Below are 19,885 nucleotides of genomic sequence, written 5' to 3' on the forward strand. Positions count from 1 at the left end.
TTTTGATATGAATATAAAATCAGTTGGAAGCATTTGTTCAGGAATAGAGGCGGCATCTGTAGCTTGGAAAGACTTTAATTTTGATTTTAAATGGTTTTCTGAGATAGCTGAATTTCAGTCAAATTTTCTAAGAATAAAATATCCGAATATAAAGAATCTTGGTGATATGAATCTTATTGGAAAAAAAATTGCAACTGCCGAGATTGATTCCCCTGATTTGATATGCGGTGGAACTCCGTGTCAGGCTTTTTCTCTTGCAGGATTTCAGAATGGTCTTAATGACGAGCGTGGAAATCTTACACTGAAATTTTGTGAAATAATAGATGAAAATGATAAAGTTAGAAAAGTACAGAACAAAGACGGCACTATTGTATTTTGGGAAAATGTTGAAGGTGTCTTAAAAGATAAGACAAATGCGTTCGGGTGTTTTTTGTCTTTGCTTTCAGGTTGCAACAAAGAATTGGAATTAAAAAAATGGCCTAATGCAGGTTTGTTAAGAGGTCCGAAAAGAAATATCGCATGGCGGATTCTTGACGCAAAATATTTCGGGCTTCCACAGCAACGCCGCAGACTTTATGTTGTGGCTGGCGGAAAAGATTTTTCGCCGGAAAATATCCTTTTTGAAAAACATGAACGAAATTTCGGTGAGTTAAAAAAATATCCATTGATTTTTGAAAAAGACGGACATAGTTATGAAGTTTTCAGAGAGTACACGGACTGTCTTTATTCTGCTTACGGTACAAAATGGAATGGAAATGCGGCGGCATATAATGGCTCTCTTTTTGTTGTCCAAGATGGCAGACTACGCAGATTTACACCTCTTGAATGTGAACGCTTAATGGGATTTCCAGATAATTACACTTTGATTGATAAGGTTCGTCCGACAAATCGTTATCAAGGAGTGGGAAACTCTTGGGCTGTTCCTGTTGTAAAATGGATTGGAGAAAGAATAAAAAATTATAAAGAGATGGGATTTTCTATATCAGAGGATGATTTTTCACTTTGGGGGAGAACGACAAAATTTTATGACTCTACAATATTGTTTGATTTGGGAAAAGAAATTGTGCCTCTCCAAAACGGAATAACTTTAAATGGAACGGAAATCCCTGAAGATATAAATTCTTCTAACATTGCAGATATTATTGAATTCAATGAAGTTGAGAACTTTTTTATTTCTCCTGTCGGTTGCGCTGGAATTCTCCGCAGAAAAAATGAGCGAAATTTAAATATAAATAAAAGGCTGGAACAAATTCTTATTACAATATCCTCTCAATGGTCGGATGATGACATTCAGAAAGTTTCTTTGATTCAGCCAAGAGGAGCTTATAGCAGAATTGCTATTTAAGTTTTTTTATAAGCTCTTGCCGCCATCTTTCTATATCATACCAGGCACAGCCGATACATCCTTTTTCGGCTGATTTCCCATTTTTTGGAATTGAAGAATCCCAGTTTTCTGTTCCCTCATAGAAAAATGGAATTCCATATATTGTGCCACGTTTTCCAGTCTGATAGCAATTTCTGCAGATTTCTCGTTTTTGTTGATTTCTCTGATTTGAAAGAAGCTGAAAATCCCGCAAAATTTCTTTATCAGTTAAATTTTCAAGAGTTTCTCGTTTTGTTTCATCATTCCATCTGATTTCAGAAAATTTGTGGTCTGGAAGCAAGCCTTCTTTTTTTGTTGTTTTTGCTTCAAAGACATCATAAGATTTGAGCAAAGAAACAATTCTTGTTCTTAGTTCAGAACTCCATGTTTCATAGCCTGTGATTCCGCCGCGCTTTATCGGCAGCATGATAAGATGCGTGGTGTTTTTGTTGCAATGTGGACAATATTCAGAAAGTTTTGTTGCTATTGTGTAGCCGAATTCCTTTAAATCCTGAATCCTTCTTGCCCAGTTTGGATTGTTAGGAAGCTGGCAGTTCACACATTTGTATTCAAAATCTTCTGTCAGTTTGTCAAAAAATGATTTTGTTGTATCTGCTTTTGGTTTTGCTTTCCAAAAATCGGCTTGCTCTTTTTTCCAGTTTTCCCAATTGTCAGGATTTACTTCATTATATACTTTTATAAGATAATCTCTGATTTGATTCAGGTCATCTTCTGGAATGTCGATTCCCGTTCTGCGGTATTGAATTGGAACAGACGTGTTGAAGTAGAGTCCATTGTCATAAGAAAATGTTACATCCACATATTTTTCAGATGCTTTTGAATGGCTTCGAATTCCTAACTGGGTTATTTTATTCATATAAAAATTTCCTAAAATAAATCTTTCACAGAGATGTTCAATGATTTTGCAATTTTTAAAAGAATTAGATATGAGGGGTTTCTTTTTCCTCTCTCTAATCCTGAAACATAAGTTCTGTCCAACTGTGTCAAATCCGCAAACTTTTCCTGTGAAAACCCTTTTTCAATTCTGAGTTTTCTTAATCGATTTCCAAAATCTGAAAGAATATCTTGTTCTTCGGTTGTCATAAAACTATTATAGATGTGTTGTTGACATTAAAACAACGGACGATAGACTACAAAAAAGATGATTGCGGAAAAACTTCCTGGCGTAAAAGCCTACGCAGTCCGCGCTGACGGCACAACCGCCGAGTTTGACCTTGCGACCGGCGACATGACCGACGACGAGCGAAAGATTATTCAGGCAGGATGCTTGATTAACTTTTACAGGGGATAACCAGCCGATGTCTAATTGGCAGGCTTGAACCTGACTTTTCTGTACATTCTTACCGCTTCGGTTGTCGCCGGGCTTTCGTGCAGCGTTGTTTCAGGCTTTGTAAATTATTATTTTGCGAATTGCTTGTTCCAAATAGAATGGAATTTCAACATATTTATTTTTGCTTTCAACTTTCATGCAAGCAAAAATCTCCGGATAAAATCTACAACACGGATGTAATCTGCGACTCCTGGAACGAATTTTGCGAAAAGAAGGACTCTTCTTCGCTTGCGTGTTTTATCGACACGCTTAGGCGCTTTGACACTAAAACTTTTAATAACGACATGGCATTAAAAGAGTCGGTGCAGAATCAGATTGCGTTATGTATTTCCCTTGCAGAAGGCTTACAGCCGCTAATATTGGAAAAAGAAAATCATAAGGAAGAGATTTTGCTTGCCGTTCACGAAATGGACAAGGTTTTTATGAGCTTTCTTAAAGACAAAAACGCAAGTCTTGAAGACACGCACCAAAAACTGTACGTTTTCTTCATTTATTTTACGCTTACGATTTTGATTGGCGGAGCGATTCTTGTCGTTTTGAACATAAAAGAAGGGCTTGAAAAAGATAGAATGCTTTACAGTTCGCAAGTCTTTTTGAAACATTCGATTTTGATTCAGGAAGCTGAGCGGAAAAGAATCAGCCGTGAGCTTCATGATAGCGTTGCGCAGAATTTGCGGTATGTTTCTCTTCTTGCAGAAAATATTCCTGATAAAGACACGGCGGCTAAAATTATTGAAACGCAAAATCAAAATATCGAGAACATCAGAAATCTTTGCTACAACCTGACTCCGCCGAGCATTACAAAAGACAATCTGCTTTCTTTGGTGAATGTTTTTGCACAAAAGATTTTTGGCGAATCTTTTCAATTCCGTCTGATTGCGGAAAACGATGTTGATTTTTCTTGCTTGAATGCCGACGAGCTTTTGAATATTTACCGGATTGTGCAGGAAGCGCTGCAGAATATAAAAAATCACGCGGGCGCAAAAGAAGTTACGGTGTTTTTTAAGAGAAACCCATTGGCGGCTGAGCCTGTTGAACCCGCCAGGCAAAAAGCGGCATTGTCAAAGGCTATTTCGGCACGAGCGATGACCGCAAAAAATCCACGAAGCCATCTTAAAATCATAATTTCTGACGACGGCTGCGGAATGGACGAGGAGCTTGTAAAAGAGATAAACTCCGCCATTTTTGAAAAGTCCAAGGAATCCCATTTTGGAGTCCGCAATATTTGTGAGAGGGTAAAGCTTCTTAATGGAAAAGTGACGTTTTCTTCTGCCCCGGATTTTGGAACGCATATAACGGTGGAGGTTTAAAAAATGGCAAAAACATTTTACATTGTTGACGACCACGAGCTTTTGCGCATTGGCACTATTTCTTTCATCGAAAAAAAATCTGACTGGATTTGCAAAGGAAATGCCGGCACCCCTGAATCGGAGCTTTCCGACCTTGCGCTTTTGTCGGGCGGAAACATGCTTCCAGACCTTGTGATTTCTGACCTTAATTTTTCTGGCGACGACGCAGGCTTTGATTTTATTGCAAAGCTTCATACGCTTTATCCAGAGTTAAAAATCATAGTGTATTCAATGTTCTTTTCGGCAGGAATGGTTCAGACGGCAATTCAAAACGGAGCGGCAGGCTATATTTCAAAAAACGCGCCGTCGGACGAGCTTATAGAATGCATGGAAAACGCTTTTGTCCAAAAAGAATTGCGGGAAAATCTTGTAAAATTCAATTCCTTTACAGACGCGCTTACGCAAAGAGAAAAACAGGTGATGGCTTTGATTCTGCAAAATCTTTCAAACATGCAGATTGCGGAAAAACTGCAAATAAGACAGCGCGCCGTAGAAAATTACATTTCAAGCATTTATGAAAAAACCGGCATCAACGACAAAAAGGAATTTATCAGTCAGTTTGGAAAATAATTTAAAAATGCGGCATGACTCTGTGGATTTTTGAATCAAATGCATCTTTATCAAAAGTTTGAGGCAAGTCCGCATCAAGTGGAGATGCAGTTTTCCATGCCTTATTTCTCCGTTATATTTCAAGACTGTTTTCGTTTAAAAGAAAATCAAAAATGCTTAGAACAAGTATTCCTTCTTCGGTATAGTATGAATGAATATTTGTCTTTTCGATGATGATTTTTTTGAATGAATCGCTTATATTCAAAAAAGGCCGCTCTTCCTGTAAAACTTTTTCTCTGTCGGGTAAAGCAAACGCAGACTGGATGTAATATCTTTTAAAACCTTTATTCACTACAAAATCAATTTCATATTGCACGCGGCAAGATTTTCCAGCTTTGTTTCGTTCGCTAATCTGAACAACTCCAACGTCAACATTGTAACCTCTCATTACAAGTTCATTGTAAATAATGTTTTCCATGATGTGAGTTTCTTCCATCTGCCTGAAATTCAGCCGCGCGTTCCGTAATCCGATGTCAGAAAAATAATATTTTAGAGGAGTGTCGATATATTTTTTTCCTTTAATATCGTAACGATAACTGGCAGAAACAAGAAAAGAATCGCTTAGATATTCAAGATATTTTTTTACAGTTTCCTGACTAATTTTTTTCTTATTGCTTACAAAGGTATCCGCGATTTTTTTAGGATTTGTAAGCGAACCTATGCTTGATGAAACCAGGTTGATTAAGTCTTCAAGTTCTGAAGTGTTCTTGACTTTATTGCGTTCTATAATGTCGGTTATATAAGTTTCTGCAAAAATATTCTTTAAATATTCGGCTTTCTTTTCCGGCGATTTTAGAAGCACGACCGCAGGCAATCCGCCGTAAGTGATGTATTCCTTCCAGCCATCCTCAACTGAACCAGAATACACGCTCATAAATTCAGAAAACGAGAGCGGGCTTATATGAATTTCATCTCCACGACCGCGAAATTCAGTTATAATGTCTTTTGAAAGAAATTTTGCGTTGCTTCCAGTTACATAAACATCTGCATTTGGGATGTGGAGAAATCCGTTTAAGACATCCTCAAAATTTTCCAAAAGTTGAACTTCATCAAGAAAAATATAATACTGCTTTGAATCTATTAGTTTACTCTTTACGAAATTATATGCTTCTTCTGCATTCCTGTACTTTCTAAAAGCAAAATCATCAAACTGGATTTCTATAAAATGGGATTCATCAATTCCGTTTTGAGAAAGGTATTCCTTAAAAAGATTGAAGAGCAAAAATGATTTGCCGCAGCGACGGATTCCGGTAATCACTTTTACCATGTTGTTTTGCCTTGCGGAAATGAGCTTGTTTAAGTAAAAATCCCGCTTTATTATCATAAAAACATCCCACTTGATATTTTTGCATACAGATGCAAAAATATCAAGTGGGGGGGCAGGCGAGTCCTATTTTATAAGACAGAAACTTCAATGTTGTCTTCAAAGAATGTTTGTATAGCGCAAAAAAATGAGTCCTAAAATCGGATGTCCGTATTTGTTTGCCGCAAGATGAACTCCAGCATTTCGTTTTTATCAATTCTGCAAGGATTCTGCTGTCTGATGTATAAGATTTTTTATTGTTTTTTGTATGTTCTGAGGAATCGAATCCAAATCGGTTAAAATGGACTTTGTCTCCGGATTAATCTGAGAAAATATCGGCGATTTTGATTTTTCATCCTTTCCTGTAACCAGATATTCAACCGAAACATTCAGAGCCTGCGCGATTTTTACTGCAATGTCGGCAGGCGGAATCACCTGTCGTGCACTCAGGTAACAGTCAAGAGTTGGCTTTGGAATTCCGGTCGCAACGGCAAGCTCCTTGACCTTCATGTCCTGATAATCAAGCTCTTCCCTCAGATTTTCCCTAAAAGTTTTTGGCATAGTTTTATATTAATAACATTTCATAAATTATCTCTTGTTAATAATGATAAATCATAATATAATCAAAAATAATAATGAGATGTCATAAATAGTATTGAGTGATTCTCATTATTATTTTTGATTTTGGAGAATATTTTGCACCGATACGCCATTCTCTGTGGTTCAGCTCCAAGAGGATTCACGCAGAAAAAAATAAACGAAATGTACGATTTTCTCACAAGCAGTTCCGGCGGCGCATGGGCGGAAAAAGAAATTGTGTTTTTTCCGAACGGTGTGGACGATGCGATGCTGGCATTTGTGCTTGAGCGTCTAAAAGCGGATAAGGCTGAGCAAATTCTTCTATATATATGCACTTTAACACCAGTTGCGGATGAGGATAAATCTATCTGGCTTGGCGGATATGAAGTGAGGAGAAGTTTGATAGAGGCGTTCTGTTCGGATGTATGCGCTCAGGTGATTTATGACTGCGGAAGGAAATTGGAGAGAAATGAAAAAATTGAACTGGAAAAAGAGGTTTTTGAAAATAAAATAACTTCTCTTTCATTTGAGAGAGAGGGAGAGTGATATGAAACGCATAATAACATACGGAACTTTTGATTTATTACATTACGGGCACATAAATCTTCTGCGCAGGGCTAAGTCTCTGGGTGACTATCTTGTTGTGGGGCTTTCAACTGACGAATTCAACTGGAACTCAAAGCACAAGAAATGCTATTTCAGCTATGAAAAACGCAAACAGCTTTTAGAGGCAATCCGCTACGTTGATCTGGTTATTCCCGAAGAAAACTGGGAACAGAAGAAAAGCGATGTTGAACTTTATAAAATCGACACATTTGTTATCGGCGATGACTGGAAAGGCAAGTTTGATTTTCTTAAAGAACAGTGCGAGGTTGTTTATCTTGAGCGCACTCCTGAAATTTCCACAACGCAGATAAAGCGTGACTTGGAGAAGCTGTAATGGAAGACTTGAAAAATGTATGGAACGTTGAACTTGACATTCTTAAGAAATTCGACAGTTTCTGCAAAAAACACGGGCTTTCATATTTTGCGGATTCTGGAACTTTGCTTGGAGCTGTCCGTCATAAAGGTTTTATTCCGTGGGACGATGACTTGGACTTTGTGATGTTTAGAAAAGACTATGACAAGTTCATAAAGCTCGCGAAGAAAGAATTTAAGTATCCGTATTTTATTCAGACTGGATATAATGATGCTGGATATGTGGGCGGACTTTGCCATATAAGGAATTCTGAAACGAGCGCAATGTTAAAACGTAATTGGCCACATACAAAATATAATCAGGGAATATTTATAGATGTTTTTCCTTTGGACGGCGTAATTGAAAATAGGGTGTTCAAAAAAACACAGGATTTTTTAAAGAAATTTTTATTTTCGATTTTATGGAATAAATATTATCCAAAAACATGGAAAATGGATTTTTGGAAGAGAGTTTTTCTTATCCCATTAACTTTTTTTCCTCAAAAAATGCTTTTCAGCCTTTATGAGACGGTCTGCAAGATTGGAAACATTCTTCCGCACAGCAAAGTTTGTGAAATTTCGTACTTTGGAACAAATGCGGAGCGGAAAATCAGCGATTATGAGAAAACTGTTTTCTTGGAATTTGAAGACACAAAAGTTCCTGTTCCAGAGAGATTTCATGAGATTCTAGTTTCAATGTACGGAAGCGATTATATGACTCCGAAAAAAGTTTCGAGCGACCACGGCGAAACTTTCTTTGATGTGGGCAATTCATATAAAAAATATCTTTCGGGCGAGCTCGCCTTGCCGGAAACTTTTATAAAACAATAGAAGAGTTTATAGAAAGAATGTCAAAATCAATAAAACTGAATGCTTTCTATAAAAGTGTTCTAAGTGCGCTTAATATAATTTTTCCTCTTATAACCGCTCCTTATGTGGCTCGTATTCTTTCTGTGGACGGATTCACGGAATACAACAAGGCTATAAGCATTATCAGCTGGTTTACGCCTTTTGCTGTTTTCGGCGTTTACACTTACGGAATGAGGAGTGTAAGCCAGATTAAAAATGACAAGAAGAAAGTTTCCGCGCTTTTTACAAAGCTGTTCATATTTAATATTTTTACATCTGTGCTTGTGACGGCTGTATATGTGATTATGGTTTTGCTTGTTCCGTCGTTTTTGAAATACAGGAATATTTATCTGATTCTCGCAAGCCAGATATTTTTCGTCTGCTTTGCGACTGACTATGTGAATGAGGCTTTTGAAAGTTACGGCTTTATTCTTATAAAGACATTTCTGTGCCGTTTTTTATATGTCATAAGCGTTTTTCTTTTTGTGAGAAAAAACGATGACATTTTTATCTATATTCTTTTGGTGAACATTTCTTTGATACTGAATAATGTTTTTACATTTGCTTATGCAAAATCAAAGATAAGGTTTTCAAAAATATGCTTTAAGGATTTAACATCACTTTTTAAGCCGTTGTCGGTTGTGTTTTTGCTTGTTAATTCAAGCATGCTTTACACTATTTTTGACCGCTTTATGCTTGTGTGGTTTTCTGATGCCCTTAGCCTTACTTATTACAATGTTTCCCAAACGATTATTCTTGCAGTTGTGAATGTGACGACATCTGTTTTACTGGTGAGCATTCCTCGTCTTTCGTTTTATTGGGCGGACGGCAAAAAGAATGAATATTGTTTTTTGCTTGAAAAAAGCTCGTCTTCGTTTTTGGCATTGCACACTCCTTGTTGCATAGGAATGGCGGTTCTTTCCTTTGAGGTTTTCTATATTTACGCAGGCCAAAAATATTTGTCGGGCGCACTGTCTTTATGTTTATTTTCTGTGCGCTATTATTTTGGCGCGTTTGACATGATTCTTGCCAAGCAGGTTCTTCTTGCGACCGGCAACGAGAAAATTCTTACAAAAATTTACTATTTCGCAGGCATTTACAACATCTTGAGTAAAATTGTCCTTGTTCTGCTCAATAAACTTACGCCCGAGCTTTGCATTATAACAACGGCATCTTCTGACATTTTGGTTGTTGTTTTGCAGATTCTGTTTATAAGAAAACTCGGATTCAATTTTTCAATATTTTCAAAAAAGAATTTTAAATATCTGGCGACAAGCTTTATTTTTATTCCAATTGTGCTGGCAGTAAAGCATTTTATTTCCTTTGACGGCGCAGTCTCAATTCTGATTAGAAGCGTTGTGTCTGTAGTCTTGTGCGGTTTTTTGTATCTTTCGATGCTGATTTTTACAAAAGATGAATTCTTAAAAAATCTTGCTTTCTGGAAATCTAAAAAGCAAGCTAGTGGAGCAAAAAATGAATAAGAAAAATTTTCCTTTGCCTGTGAAAATTGTGCGGCGCGGCTTTATAACGATTTTTAATATTCTGGAGCTGCCGTTTTATTATCTTTTCGGACTTTTTCCGCGCAACAAAAATCTTTGGATTTTCTGCTCCTGGTTCGGACAGAGGTATTCCGACAACTCGCGTATGTTTTTTGAATATGTGAACAAGGATCACCCGGAGATAAAAACTGTCTGGCTTTCAAAGAACAAGGACATTGTGAATAATCTCCGTGCGGAAGGCAGAAACGCTTTTTCATCTTATTCTATTGCTGGATTTTTGTGTTCCTTGCGCGCGTCAAAAGTTTTTTCAACAACTGGCGGCGAGATGAGCCTTTTTTTCTCTAGAAATGTCGAGCATTACGCTTTGTGGCACGGAATGCCGCTTAAGAAAATCTTGAACGACGACACGAATTCAGGTGGCGAGTCAGCGAACTCCGCATTTAGAAGAAAGACCGCGCATATTCTAAGAAAACTTTTTCCGTGGAAATTTTTTTTGGAACAGAAAAAACTTTTCACAGTAGCAAACTCTGAATTTTTTGTTCCGTTCTTGAAAACTGCGTTCAATCTACTGGATGAGAAAATCCTTCGTACTGGCTCTCCGAGATGCGACGCTCTTTTTGCGCACAGAAAAGAACAGTTGCTCGAAAAAATCAGTGAGCAGTTTCCTGAAAACAGGATAATTCTTTATATGCCTACGTTCAGGACTGCGGAATGGACTGGCGAGGTTTTCAATCCTTTTGATGAAAAATACGGCTTTGACCTTGATGAATTTTTGGCGACGCTGGAGCGTCATAAAAGTGTGCTTGTTTACAAGCCACACTTTTATGACTTACGCTTTATAAAAACCGTAAGTCATAAAAGCTCAGCCTCGCGGTTCATCACGATAAATGATTCTGACTACGACGAGCTTTATAATTTTGCCGGTCAGGTTGATATGCTGATGACCGACTATTCAAGCATTTATTTTGATTTTATCGCGACAAAAAAGCCGGTTGTTCTTCTTCCTTTTGACTACGACTTTTACATCAAATACGCGCGCGGTCATTACTTCAATTATTTTGAGAATATGGAAGGCTCGAAGGCAAAAAACTGGCAGGAATTCTACAGAATTCTTGAAGAGAAAAGCTATTCGCCAGTAAGCGAGGAAACGCGGAAAAAGTTCGCGGAATACTTGGACGGAAAGTGCTGCGAAAGGTTGTGGAATAAAATCACGGAGTTTTCAAAATGAAAGTTTCAGTTGTGCTAACCACATATAACGGAAGTTCTGAAAATCCTATCTGGATTTCATATAAAACTATAGATAAGGAGGAAAACTGAAAAGACAATTGATTTTTGATAAAACAACGGTGTTTTCCTGTTGTTTTATATGTTCTTTGATATTTCTATTTTTGATTTGTGGTTTATCAAAACCCTAAAGACGGCTGAGGCAAACTCTTTATTTTTGCATAATTTTCTTACCGTTTTATCGTATTGAGGATATTTGTAAAAAATGTTATTTTTATTAAAAAGCAGTGCCTTTATGGGCTGAACTTTTTAATAGGAACTCTGCTATGGAAATTAAGCGTGATGTGTATCTGGACAGACTTGTTTCGTCTATGTGGAACGGGCAGGTAAAAGTCATAACTGGAATCAGAAGATGTGGAAAGTCTTATCTTTTGCACGTCCTGTTCAAGAATTATCTGCTTGAAAAAGGAGCAATGCCAGAGAATATCATCTCCATTGAGCTTGATTTGCTTCGCGACATACGATTTAGAAATCCGCTTGAGCTTTCCTCATTTGTTGTCAGCAGGATTAAGGATAAGGCAGAAAAATTTTATCTTTTTATTGATGAGATTCAGCTTTCGGATGAAGTTAAGAATCCTTACAATCCAGAAGGTAAAAAAATCACTTTTTATGATGTTCTGAATGATTTCCGTGAGTATCAAAATCTTGATGTTTACGTTACAGGCTCAAACTCAAAAATGCTTTCATCAGATATTCTTACAGAATTCCGCGGACGCAGCGATGAAATAAGGGTTCACCCGTTAAGCTTTGCAGAATTCTTGTCGGTGTATGACGGCGAAAAATCTGATGCGTTTGAGGAATACTGTTTTTACGGCGGGCTTCCTTTTGTGCTTTCCAAGAGTGATGAAGCGGGAAAAATGGAGTATCTTTCCACGCTTTTTTCTGAGGTTTACATAAAAGATATTGTTGAGCGTAAAAAAATTGAGCGCGAGGATGTGCTTTCCAAGATTCTGAATTTAATCTGCTCTTCTGTCGGCTCTCTTACAAATCCAAGAAAAATTGCTGACACACTCCGCTCAAAAGAGAAAACTGAAGTTTCGGACGTTACTGTTTCTTCATATATAAAGCACCTTGAGGATGCGTTCCTGATTTCTGAGGCGAAGCGTTATGATGTTCGCGGAAAGTCCTATTTTGATTTTCCAAGCAAATTCTACTGCGAGGATGTGGGCTTAAGAAATGCGAGAATTGGATTCAGGCAGCAGGAGATGACGCATATCATGGAAAATGTGGTTTATAACGAGCTTAAAATTCGCGGATTTCTTGTTGATGTGGGTGTTGTGTATTCAAGGGAGCTGAACCAGAATAAAAATTCTGTGCGTGTTCCGCGCGAAATTGACTTTGTGGCTTCAAAAGGCGGAAAGAAAGTCTATGTCCAGTCGGCTTTCGCGTTGCAGACCGAAGAGAAAACAGCGTCAGAACTCAAGCCCTTTTCGCTCACAGGAGATTCATTCCCGAAAATAATTGTGCGCGGCGACATAAGAAAACGCTGGTACGATGAAAACGGCATTCTGAACATCGGAATCACAGATTTTCTGCTGGACAAAAACTTGTTTTAGAAAGGCGAAATTCAAAAATAGAAATCAGATAAAATCAATTCTCTTTTCAGCTAGAACGAGATGGCTGGAACAAAAAAATTAAAAATCGAAATTCTCCCCCTTTGGCGAACAAGCGGCAGTTGCTCTTGTCTGTTGCATGGCTTTGCTTTGCTCAAATATCTTTACAACCAACGCTTTGGAAAATTTCTAAATAATATCGTCCATGTAAGAAAAAGTTATAAGTCATATTCAGGAAGAAAATAGAATGGAACTGATTTTTTATTTATTTTCTTTTTTAATGCTATATATTATTTGGACTCTTTTTAAGGATTATCTTCACCCGGCTTTTATTACAGTTGTTGTATGGTTTGTTATTATATTTTCATATAACTATTTGATAAGAAAAACAGGTATATGGGTTTCTCTGTCTGATGGATTTTATCTTGTAATAATTGCATATATTTTATCATTTTGTATTTTTTCTGGATTTTATTCATCAAGAAAGTTTTGTATAAACACAGTTGAAACAGTTTCTTTTGGACTGATGCAAAAATTTTTTTTGTATGCATCTATTTTATTTTTATTTATTTCAAATGTTTACTATATAAAACTAATTAAGCATGTTGGATTCAGTTTATTGAGAGAAGAAACAGAGTTTGGTTCTTCTCTTCCAATCTATGTAAAACTTTCTTCATATTTTCTGCAGCCAGGAATTATAGTTTTCTTTCTTGGAATTACAAATTCTTCTAATCTGAAAAAATATAAGATTCATCTTTTTGTTCTTGCAGTTATGATTTTAATTTCTTTTTTTACATCAATGAACAAAGGCGGATTTTTTCAGCTTGCTGTTTGTATATTTTATTTCTTAAAAGTAAGCAACAAATTAAACAAAAAAACTTTTATTGCATTGGTATTGATACTCTTAGGATTTGTTATTACTTTGCAGTTTCTTAGGTCTGGAAATGAAACATCTAAGTCAAATTTTTTTACAAGATTTTTATATGTTTATTTTTTATCTCCTGCACCGGCTTTTGATGCTGTAGTTACAGGCAACAAAAATTTATATTCAGAGTATTTTGGATGTTGGACTCTTTCATTTTTTTACAGATTCATTAACAAACTTGGTGTTTGCAATGTTCTTCCTAGCACACTTCTAAAAAGTGAGAAATGGATTGGTGTTCCGTATGCAACAAATGTTTACACAATGCCTGGATATTTTTATATCGATTTTGGAATTATAGGAATTATTATTTGCGCGTTTCTATATGGAAGCATATTCGGAAAATTATATTCAGGAATTAAATACAAAAATTCTATTGATAAAAAAATCTTTTATGCTCTTTATCTTTATTGTCTTGTATTTCAGTTTTTTGGAGATTGGTTTTTCGGCTTTTTTAGTGTTACTTTGCAAACTTTATTTTGGCTTTTTGTTCTTACGTATAAATTTAAAAGTTATGCATTGAGGTTCAGGTATGATTGATATTCTTTTGGCAACATATAATGGAGAAAAGTATATAGATACTCAAATTTCAAGCATTGTGAATCAATCTTATTCAGCCTGGAAACTGTATATTCATGATGATGGAAGTTCCGATTCAACAGTTGAAAAAATAAAGCTTTGGACTTCTCGCGATTCTCGGATTGCTTTTATTGATGATGGCATAACATTTCATAATCCTGGTATGCATTTTATGCATCTTTTGAAGTTTTCTAAATCTGAATTGGTTTGTTTTGCTGACCAAGATGATTTGTGGCTAGAATATAAGCTTCAGAGAATGTTTGAATCGTTTGATAGGCAGACAAAAAATCCATATTTGCTTGTTTCAAACTGTTATTTATGGAATACAGAAAATAAAACTATTATTCCAAAAGTGAATTTTAATCAGGCATATTCTCTTGAAGAATTTTTATTCTTAAATGGCGGTCTTCAAGGGTGCGCAATGATGTTTAATTCTGAGTTAAGAAATATTGCTCTTTCTAGAAATGTTGAAAATCTTTATATGCATGATTATTTGATTTCTTTAATTGCTTTTACATTCGGAAAAGTTAAGTATTTAAGTGAGAATTTGTTTTTATATCGGCAGTATGAAAATAATGTTTCAGTTCATATCGAAATTAACAAAAATCATTACAGAAAGCGAATATTGAGAAACCGCAAAATTCCTGTTGTTTTTGCTCCTGCATACAAAAATATTATGTCATTTTATCAGATTTTTAAAAACGAGATAGATGAACCTAAGAAAAAAGTTTTTAAGCGATATTTGGAATTAAAAGACAAAAATTTAATAGTACGTTTTTTTAAAGTATTTTTTTCGAAATTTTCATTAGGAAAAAATGGTCATAATAAACTAGTTCTAAAAATGATTCTGAGAAAATTTTGGAGTAAATCATGAATAATAAAATAGACGTTTCTGTAGTTATCCCTGTTTACAACGCAGAACAAACTATCGCCGAATGTGTTGATTCTGTTGTGAATGAAATGGTAGCGAATGGTCTGTCCTATGAAGTTATTTTGGTGGATGACGGAAGTACAGATATCTCACTTGTATTGTGCAGACAGTTTGCTGAGACAAATCCTTGTATAAAAGTAATTGCTCAGAAAAATTCAGGTCCTTCTGTTGCAAGAAACACAGGAATAAAAAATGCGAGCGGTGAATTCATTGCTTTAAATGATGCTGATGATAAATGGCTTTCTGGCAAAATGAAAATACAGATAGAAGAACTGCGTAAAAATACTGAAGTTGACTTAGTTTGTGCAAAATACGGCTCTTGTCGGCGGGCTGGAAAAAGAACAGATATTACATATAAAAAAGAGATGTTTCATAATTTTTTCAGCCCGCAGACAAGCGTCTTCCGCTTGTCTGCTCTTGTCTGCGGTTTTAATGAAAGTTTTAGCTATTCTGAAGATATGCGTTTTTTGTTGGATTTTATGCAGCACGGAAAATGTGTGTATCTTCCTTTTTTAGCGACAGTTCCTGTTTTTTCTAAATGTGTTTTTGGCGAGGCTGGACTTTCTTCGCATATATGGAAAATGGAAAGCGGAGAACTTAAAAATATCTTGTTCGCAAAAAAGATTCATAAAATAAACATTCTAGTGATGCTGATTGCGATGTTATGGTCGTTGTTAAAATTTTTTAGAAGAGCCGCAATTTCAGTTTTTATAAAAATCCGAAAAATCTTCAGGAGAAAATAAAATGGGTGAAAATACTAGAAAAGTCCTTTTCCTTTCCAACACTGCCAATTTTTCAAAGTTCAATCTGCCTTATATGCGCTGGTTCAAGGAGCAGGGCTGGCAGGTTGACTATGCTTCCGCAGGCGAGGAGGAGGTTAAGGACTGCGATAATCAGTACACGATAAGCATCGCGCGCTCTCCGTTTTCATTTAGGAATTTCAAGGCGTACAGGCAGCTTAAAAAGATTCTGGCGGAAAATCATTATGATATTCTGCACTGCCACACGCCTATGGGAGGAGTTCTAGGGCGGCTCGCGGCTAAGAAACTCTGGAAGCGGCACAAAATCAAGGTTATTTACACTGCGCACGGATTTCATTTTTACAAAGGTGCGCCGGTCTTGAATTGGCTTTTGTATTATCCAATGGAAAAATGGCTTTCGCACTGCACTGATGTGATTGTAACAATAAACGAGGAAGACTATGAGCGTGCAAAAAAATCATTCTAAAAAAATGTGTCATGCTGAAGCTGTTTCAGCATCTGTTTTAAAAGAGATTCCGAATCCAAGCGAGCAGAAAACTGCTCGAGTTCGGAATGACAAAAGTGTTGAGATTTTCAAGATTGACGGCGTTGGAGTGAACCTTTCAAGATTTCACCCTTGCACTTTTGAAGAAAAAAATACGTTGAGGGCGGATCTTGGATATTCTGAAAAGGATTATATCATCACGGTTGTTGCGGAACTGAACAAAAATAAGAACCAGATTATGCTTGTGAAGTCCGTTCCAGAGCTTGCAAAAATTATTCCGAATCTGAAAATTCTACTGATAGGAAAAGAGACTCTTCCGATTGTACGCGAATTTGTTCAAAAGGAAAAACTTGAAAAATACGTGGAATTCTTAGGCTACAGGCGCGATGTCGAAAAACTCACGATGATGAGTGATGTGGCGTTTTCCGCAAGTCTTCGGGAAGGTCTTCCTGTGAACATTATAGAGGCAATGGCGTGTGGTCTGCCAGTTGTTGTAAGCGACAACCGCGGACACCGTTCGCTGATAAAGGACAAGGAAACAGGCTTTATTTTCAGCCCGAAATCAGAAAAGAAAATGACAGATGCGATTATTCTTCTATATAAAAATCCTTTGCTGCGTGAGGAAATGGGCAGGCGGAATGTTGAGGAAGCGAAGAGATATTCGGTTGATATTGCAGTGGAGAAAATGGCAGAAATATACAACGAGGTCATTTCTGAAAATGTCGGGGGGGGGACAACTGTAGAGTAGTTTTGCAGTTCTGCTTGCCTTCATTCTTGAATGTGGAGGCTGCGTGATGAAAAAACATGCTCAGGTTTTCATGATGGACGGAGTGGGAATAAACCTTGAAAAATTCAAGGCTGTTTCTCCTAAAGAGAAACTTGCGCTCCTCTCAAAATACAAATACGATTCCAGCGATTTCATAATCCTTTACATTGCGGAGTTTATTCCGCGGAAAGACCACGAGTTTTTCATAAAAAACATTCCGGAGCTGAAAAAGCGGATTCCGAATCTGAAAGTCATAATGCCAGGACGAGGCGTTCAGCTGAAGGAAATGAAAATTCTTGCCGTGAATCTTGAGGTTGATGACATTATTTGGTTTCCCGGCTACAGAAAGGACATAAATCTGCTGTGTGCGATTTCCGACCTTTACGTTACGACAAGCCGGCAGGAAGGTCTTCCAATCAGCGTGATTGAGGCGATGGCGAGTGGTCTTCCGATTGTGGCAAGCAGTATCCGCGGTCAGACCGATGCCGTTTTGCCCGGACGGAACGGAGAACTTTATCAGCTGGATAACAACTCTGACTTTATGGAAAAGATTCTGGAACTTTACAAAAATCCCATGCTTAGGGCGGAAATGCGAAAGAACAATATAGAAGATTCTAGAAAATATTCGGTTGATATTGCCGTAAAGAAGATGGCGGAGATTTACGGGGAGTGCGTGAGATAATTCTTTAAATTTAATATCGATTTTACTATCAATTTTATCTTGACTTATAAATAATTTAATATTATTTTGCAACAAAATAATTATAATTCGTAAAAAATAGGAGACTTTCTATGTTTATGGAAATAAAAAATTTAGATTTCTATAATTCATACAATGGTCGTTTTTTAACTAGTTGCCAAATAAAAATCATAAAAGATCCTCAAAAAAACACTGTTGTTGAAATTATTCAGCATCCTATAGCCAAGGTCACTACAATAACCAATACAATTGATTCGTTGGCCAAACATGAAATTAAAGAGTTTAGCGTCAAGAATGAAATTTGCAATAAGATAAAAAATGCTTCGTTTTCTAGCGTGTCGAATTTAATTATAAATTTATTTGATTTTAATATGAAAGTGTTTCTTTGTAATTTACTAAAGCAGTTTTTTTCATTTTTTGTTTCAAGTTTGCACAATAAAAAAAATATAATTTGGGTTGAATATTATCCAGCAGGAGTCTATTTCTTTGAAGAAGACAGATATGCGATAGTTTCTTTTGATAAAAATTATAATAATCCTCAATGGGAGCATTTATCGTTAGAAGATTTGTCTAAAAGAACTGGTTATGATAAATCAAATTTCGCTCTTTCTGCTTGACTATGAGAATTGAACTGTATAATTCTTTCAAGTTTGTGAGAAAAAAAATGGACAGTCTTTCTGTTGTTTTTTTTGCATTGACAATTTAATTACGTGTAGAAAATTATCTGGAGAATCAAATAAATTCTGGAAATGAAACTTTTGACTAGAATACATATCTGAAGAGAGGCATAAAATGGAGAATAGAATATATTATGGGGAATATTCCTTAAAACATTGGATTGAAATGTTGTTAAAAAAGAAAATAACTTTGCCTGAATATCAGCGAAGTTATTTGTGGGATGAAAAAGCTGTTAAAAGATTTATTAAATCATTAGAGGATAAACAATTTATTCCTCCAGTAACTATTGCTCATTATAAAATTGAGAATGATGATAACGAAACTAATCTTATATTGGATGGACAGCAGAGACTCACTTCTTTGTTACTTGCTGCAATAGATTCTTTTCCAGATAGAAATAAATTTGAAAAAGCAGAAGATATAACAAAAAGTGAAGATGACAGTATGGATAATGATAATTCTGATAAAACTACACCTATTAAGTGGACATTTAATCAGCTGCTTGAATTAGGAAATAATATAGAAAGTATTAAAAACAAAGCAAAAGATTCTGATAAGTATAACTCATTAAAAATTAAAGATAAGATTGATAATGAATTCTTGGAAAATACTTTTTTAGGCTTTTCTTACATAGTTCCTGATTCTGATAAAAAAGACGAAGTCCAGAAGTCTTTTTCAAAAACTTTTAGAGAGATAAATTATTTTGGAAAGTCTTTGTCTGCCCAAGAAAGTCGACGTTCATTGTACTTTATGAATGATAAATATAAAGATTTTTTAGATGGCAAGATAGATAATGAAGATGTATTGTGTTCTCTGACTATTACTGAAAATATGCAATCCACTAAAATTGACTTTATACGTTATCTTTCAATTCTATCACAATATAAAGCTCAATGTTCTGCCTGGAATGTTCTGAAATACTATTCATCTTATGCATCACGAGAAGCTTTCTATGTTGATTATGTTTCATTTATTGTTAATCTTGAACAGGAAAGTCATGAAGATAAATTTAATAATTTTGATATGGAAAAAATATTTCCAAATGAATGTTGGAAAGAACGATTTAAAACTCTAAAAGCAACAACTGCTGAATTAAAGAGTAAAATAGATTTATCGAAAGGTAAAAGCAAGAGTAGTTTTGATTCATGGATAGACGCAGATTATTATCTTTTTGGCTTGATTTATTATGTTCTTTTTGAAAACTTAAGAATTAAGCTAAGCAATTCATTGATTAATGAATTACAAACTGCTATAGATGAAAAAAGAAAGGATAATTCATATTCAAGAAGCCCAAATAGATTAGGAAATCTTAGAGCTCGCTTAAATGATTCTATTCAAATATATAAAAATTATACGGAATAGCAGGCT

22 protein-coding genes are annotated in these 19,885 nt (G+C 35.9%); 18 read left to right on the forward strand and 4 right to left on the reverse strand.

All coding sequences use genetic code 11. From position 1 onward, the window contains the following. The first annotated feature begins 7 nt into the window (after positions 1–7). Positions 8–1,345 carry a DNA cytosine methyltransferase gene (locus TRESU_RS02755; protein ID WP_013700792.1) on the forward strand — a complete coding sequence of 446 codons (1,338 nt, stop codon included), beginning with the start codon at positions 8–10 and terminating at the stop codon, positions 1,343–1,345. On the opposite strand, the gene TRESU_RS02760 is transcribed toward TRESU_RS02755, so the two are convergent. Continuing rightward, the gene (locus TRESU_RS02760) at positions 1,338–2,240 is read right to left on the reverse strand and encodes a type II restriction endonuclease (protein ID WP_013700793.1); all 903 of its coding nucleotides are present in this window, start codon (positions 2,238–2,240) and stop codon (positions 1,338–1,340) included. The genes TRESU_RS02755 and TRESU_RS02760 overlap by 8 nt on opposite strands. 11 nt (positions 2,241–2,251) lie before the next feature. Then, a complete protein-coding gene (locus TRESU_RS02765; protein WP_013700794.1) occupies positions 2,252–2,467 on the reverse strand; it encodes a helix-turn-helix domain-containing protein in 216 nt (71 codons plus the stop codon). Positions 2,468–2,525: 58 nt separating this feature from the next. On the opposite strand from TRESU_RS02765, the gene TRESU_RS15075 reads away from it, so the two are divergent. The 3 genes from TRESU_RS15075 to TRESU_RS02775 all read left to right on the forward strand — a co-directional run bounded on the left by TRESU_RS15075 (position 2,526) and on the right by TRESU_RS02775 (position 4,633). Further along, on the forward strand, positions 2,526–2,675 hold the full coding sequence (locus TRESU_RS15075; protein WP_169309730.1) for a hypothetical protein: 150 nt from the start codon (positions 2,526–2,528) through the stop codon (positions 2,673–2,675). A 137-nt stretch (positions 2,676–2,812) separates the two neighbouring features. Further along, entirely contained in the window at positions 2,813–4,024 is a 1,212-nt protein-coding gene (locus TRESU_RS02770; protein ID WP_013700795.1) for a sensor histidine kinase, read from the forward strand. 3 nt (positions 4,025–4,027) lie between these two features. Continuing rightward, positions 4,028–4,633 (forward strand): response regulator transcription factor, encoded by a 606-nt coding sequence (locus tag TRESU_RS02775; RefSeq protein ID WP_013700796.1) that lies wholly within the window; start codon positions 4,028–4,030, stop codon positions 4,631–4,633. Positions 4,634–4,745: 112 nt separating this feature from the next. On the opposite strand, the gene TRESU_RS02780 is transcribed toward TRESU_RS02775, so the two are convergent. Next, positions 4,746–5,996, reverse strand: coding sequence for an ATP-binding protein (locus TRESU_RS02780; protein WP_013700797.1), 1,251 nt, complete (start codon positions 5,994–5,996; stop codon positions 4,746–4,748). 192 nt (positions 5,997–6,188) lie between these two features. Continuing rightward, positions 6,189–6,536, reverse strand: a complete 348-nt coding sequence (locus TRESU_RS02785; protein WP_013700798.1) for a helix-turn-helix domain-containing protein — start codon at positions 6,534–6,536, stop codon at positions 6,189–6,191. Positions 6,537–6,671: 135 nt separating this feature from the next. Between TRESU_RS02785 and TRESU_RS02790 the strand changes: the two genes are divergently transcribed. The 14 genes from TRESU_RS02790 (at position 6,672) to TRESU_RS02860 (ending at position 19,879) form a co-directional block, all read left to right on the forward strand. Beyond that, positions 6,672–7,100, forward strand: a complete 429-nt coding sequence (locus TRESU_RS02790) for a hypothetical protein (protein ID WP_013700799.1) — start codon at positions 6,672–6,674, stop codon at positions 7,098–7,100. 1 nt (position 7,101) lies between these two features. Continuing rightward, complete coding sequence (gene tagD, locus TRESU_RS02795) at positions 7,102–7,494, forward strand: glycerol-3-phosphate cytidylyltransferase (protein ID WP_013700800.1); 393 nt, start codon at positions 7,102–7,104, stop codon at positions 7,492–7,494. Further along, positions 7,494–8,342 (forward strand): LicD family protein, encoded by an 849-nt coding sequence (locus TRESU_RS14050; RefSeq protein ID WP_013700801.1) that lies wholly within the window; start codon positions 7,494–7,496, stop codon positions 8,340–8,342. The genes tagD and TRESU_RS14050 overlap by 1 nt, the downstream gene beginning before the upstream one ends. A gap of 17 nt (positions 8,343–8,359) precedes the next feature. Further along, positions 8,360–9,841 (forward strand): oligosaccharide flippase family protein, encoded by a 1,482-nt coding sequence (locus TRESU_RS02805; RefSeq protein ID WP_013700802.1) that lies wholly within the window; start codon positions 8,360–8,362, stop codon positions 9,839–9,841. Then, the gene (locus TRESU_RS02810; RefSeq protein ID WP_013700803.1) at positions 9,834–11,087 is read left to right on the forward strand and encodes a CDP-glycerol--glycerophosphate glycerophosphotransferase; all 1,254 of its coding nucleotides are present in this window, start codon (positions 9,834–9,836) and stop codon (positions 11,085–11,087) included. The genes TRESU_RS02805 and TRESU_RS02810 overlap by 8 nt, the downstream gene beginning before the upstream one ends. Positions 11,088–11,409: 322 nt before the next feature. Continuing rightward, positions 11,410–12,699 carry an ATP-binding protein gene (locus TRESU_RS02815; RefSeq protein WP_013700805.1) on the forward strand — a complete coding sequence of 430 codons (1,290 nt, stop codon included), beginning with the start codon at positions 11,410–11,412 and terminating at the stop codon, positions 12,697–12,699. Positions 12,700–12,943: 244 nt separating this feature from the next. After that, positions 12,944–14,158: an O-antigen polymerase gene (locus TRESU_RS02825; RefSeq protein ID WP_013700806.1), complete on the forward strand. Its 1,215-nt coding sequence runs from the start codon at positions 12,944–12,946 to the stop codon at positions 14,156–14,158. Next, on the forward strand, positions 14,151–15,071 hold the full coding sequence (locus TRESU_RS02830; protein ID WP_013700807.1) for a glycosyltransferase: 921 nt from the start codon (positions 14,151–14,153) through the stop codon (positions 15,069–15,071). The genes TRESU_RS02825 and TRESU_RS02830 overlap by 8 nt, the downstream gene beginning before the upstream one ends. After that, the gene (locus TRESU_RS02835; protein ID WP_013700808.1) at positions 15,068–15,871 is read left to right on the forward strand and encodes a glycosyltransferase family 2 protein; all 804 of its coding nucleotides are present in this window, start codon (positions 15,068–15,070) and stop codon (positions 15,869–15,871) included. Before TRESU_RS02830 ends, TRESU_RS02835 begins: the two co-directional genes overlap by 4 nt. Position 15,872: 1 nt before the next feature. Then, positions 15,873–16,355 carry a glycosyltransferase gene (locus TRESU_RS02840; protein ID WP_052299489.1) on the forward strand — a complete coding sequence of 161 codons (483 nt, stop codon included), beginning with the start codon at positions 15,873–15,875 and terminating at the stop codon, positions 16,353–16,355. Next, complete coding sequence (locus tag TRESU_RS02845) at positions 16,330–17,121, forward strand: glycosyltransferase (RefSeq protein ID WP_052299490.1); 792 nt, start codon at positions 16,330–16,332, stop codon at positions 17,119–17,121. The genes TRESU_RS02840 and TRESU_RS02845 overlap by 26 nt, the downstream gene beginning before the upstream one ends. A 46-nt stretch (positions 17,122–17,167) precedes the next feature. Beyond that, positions 17,168–17,821, forward strand: coding sequence for a glycosyltransferase (locus TRESU_RS02850; RefSeq protein ID WP_041611912.1), 654 nt, complete (start codon positions 17,168–17,170; stop codon positions 17,819–17,821). Between the two features lie 116 nt (positions 17,822–17,937). Further along, positions 17,938–18,456: a hypothetical protein gene (locus TRESU_RS02855; protein WP_148228245.1), complete on the forward strand. Its 519-nt coding sequence runs from the start codon at positions 17,938–17,940 to the stop codon at positions 18,454–18,456. 175 nt (positions 18,457–18,631) lie between these two features. Next, positions 18,632–19,879 (forward strand): DUF262 domain-containing protein, encoded by a 1,248-nt coding sequence (locus tag TRESU_RS02860; RefSeq protein ID WP_013700810.1) that lies wholly within the window; start codon positions 18,632–18,634, stop codon positions 19,877–19,879. Positions 19,880–19,885 lie beyond the last annotated feature (6 nt).

The organism is Treponema succinifaciens DSM 2489 (assembly GCF_000195275.1).
Taxonomy (GTDB): Bacteria; Spirochaetota; Spirochaetia; order Treponematales; family Treponemataceae; genus Treponema_D; species Treponema_D succinifaciens.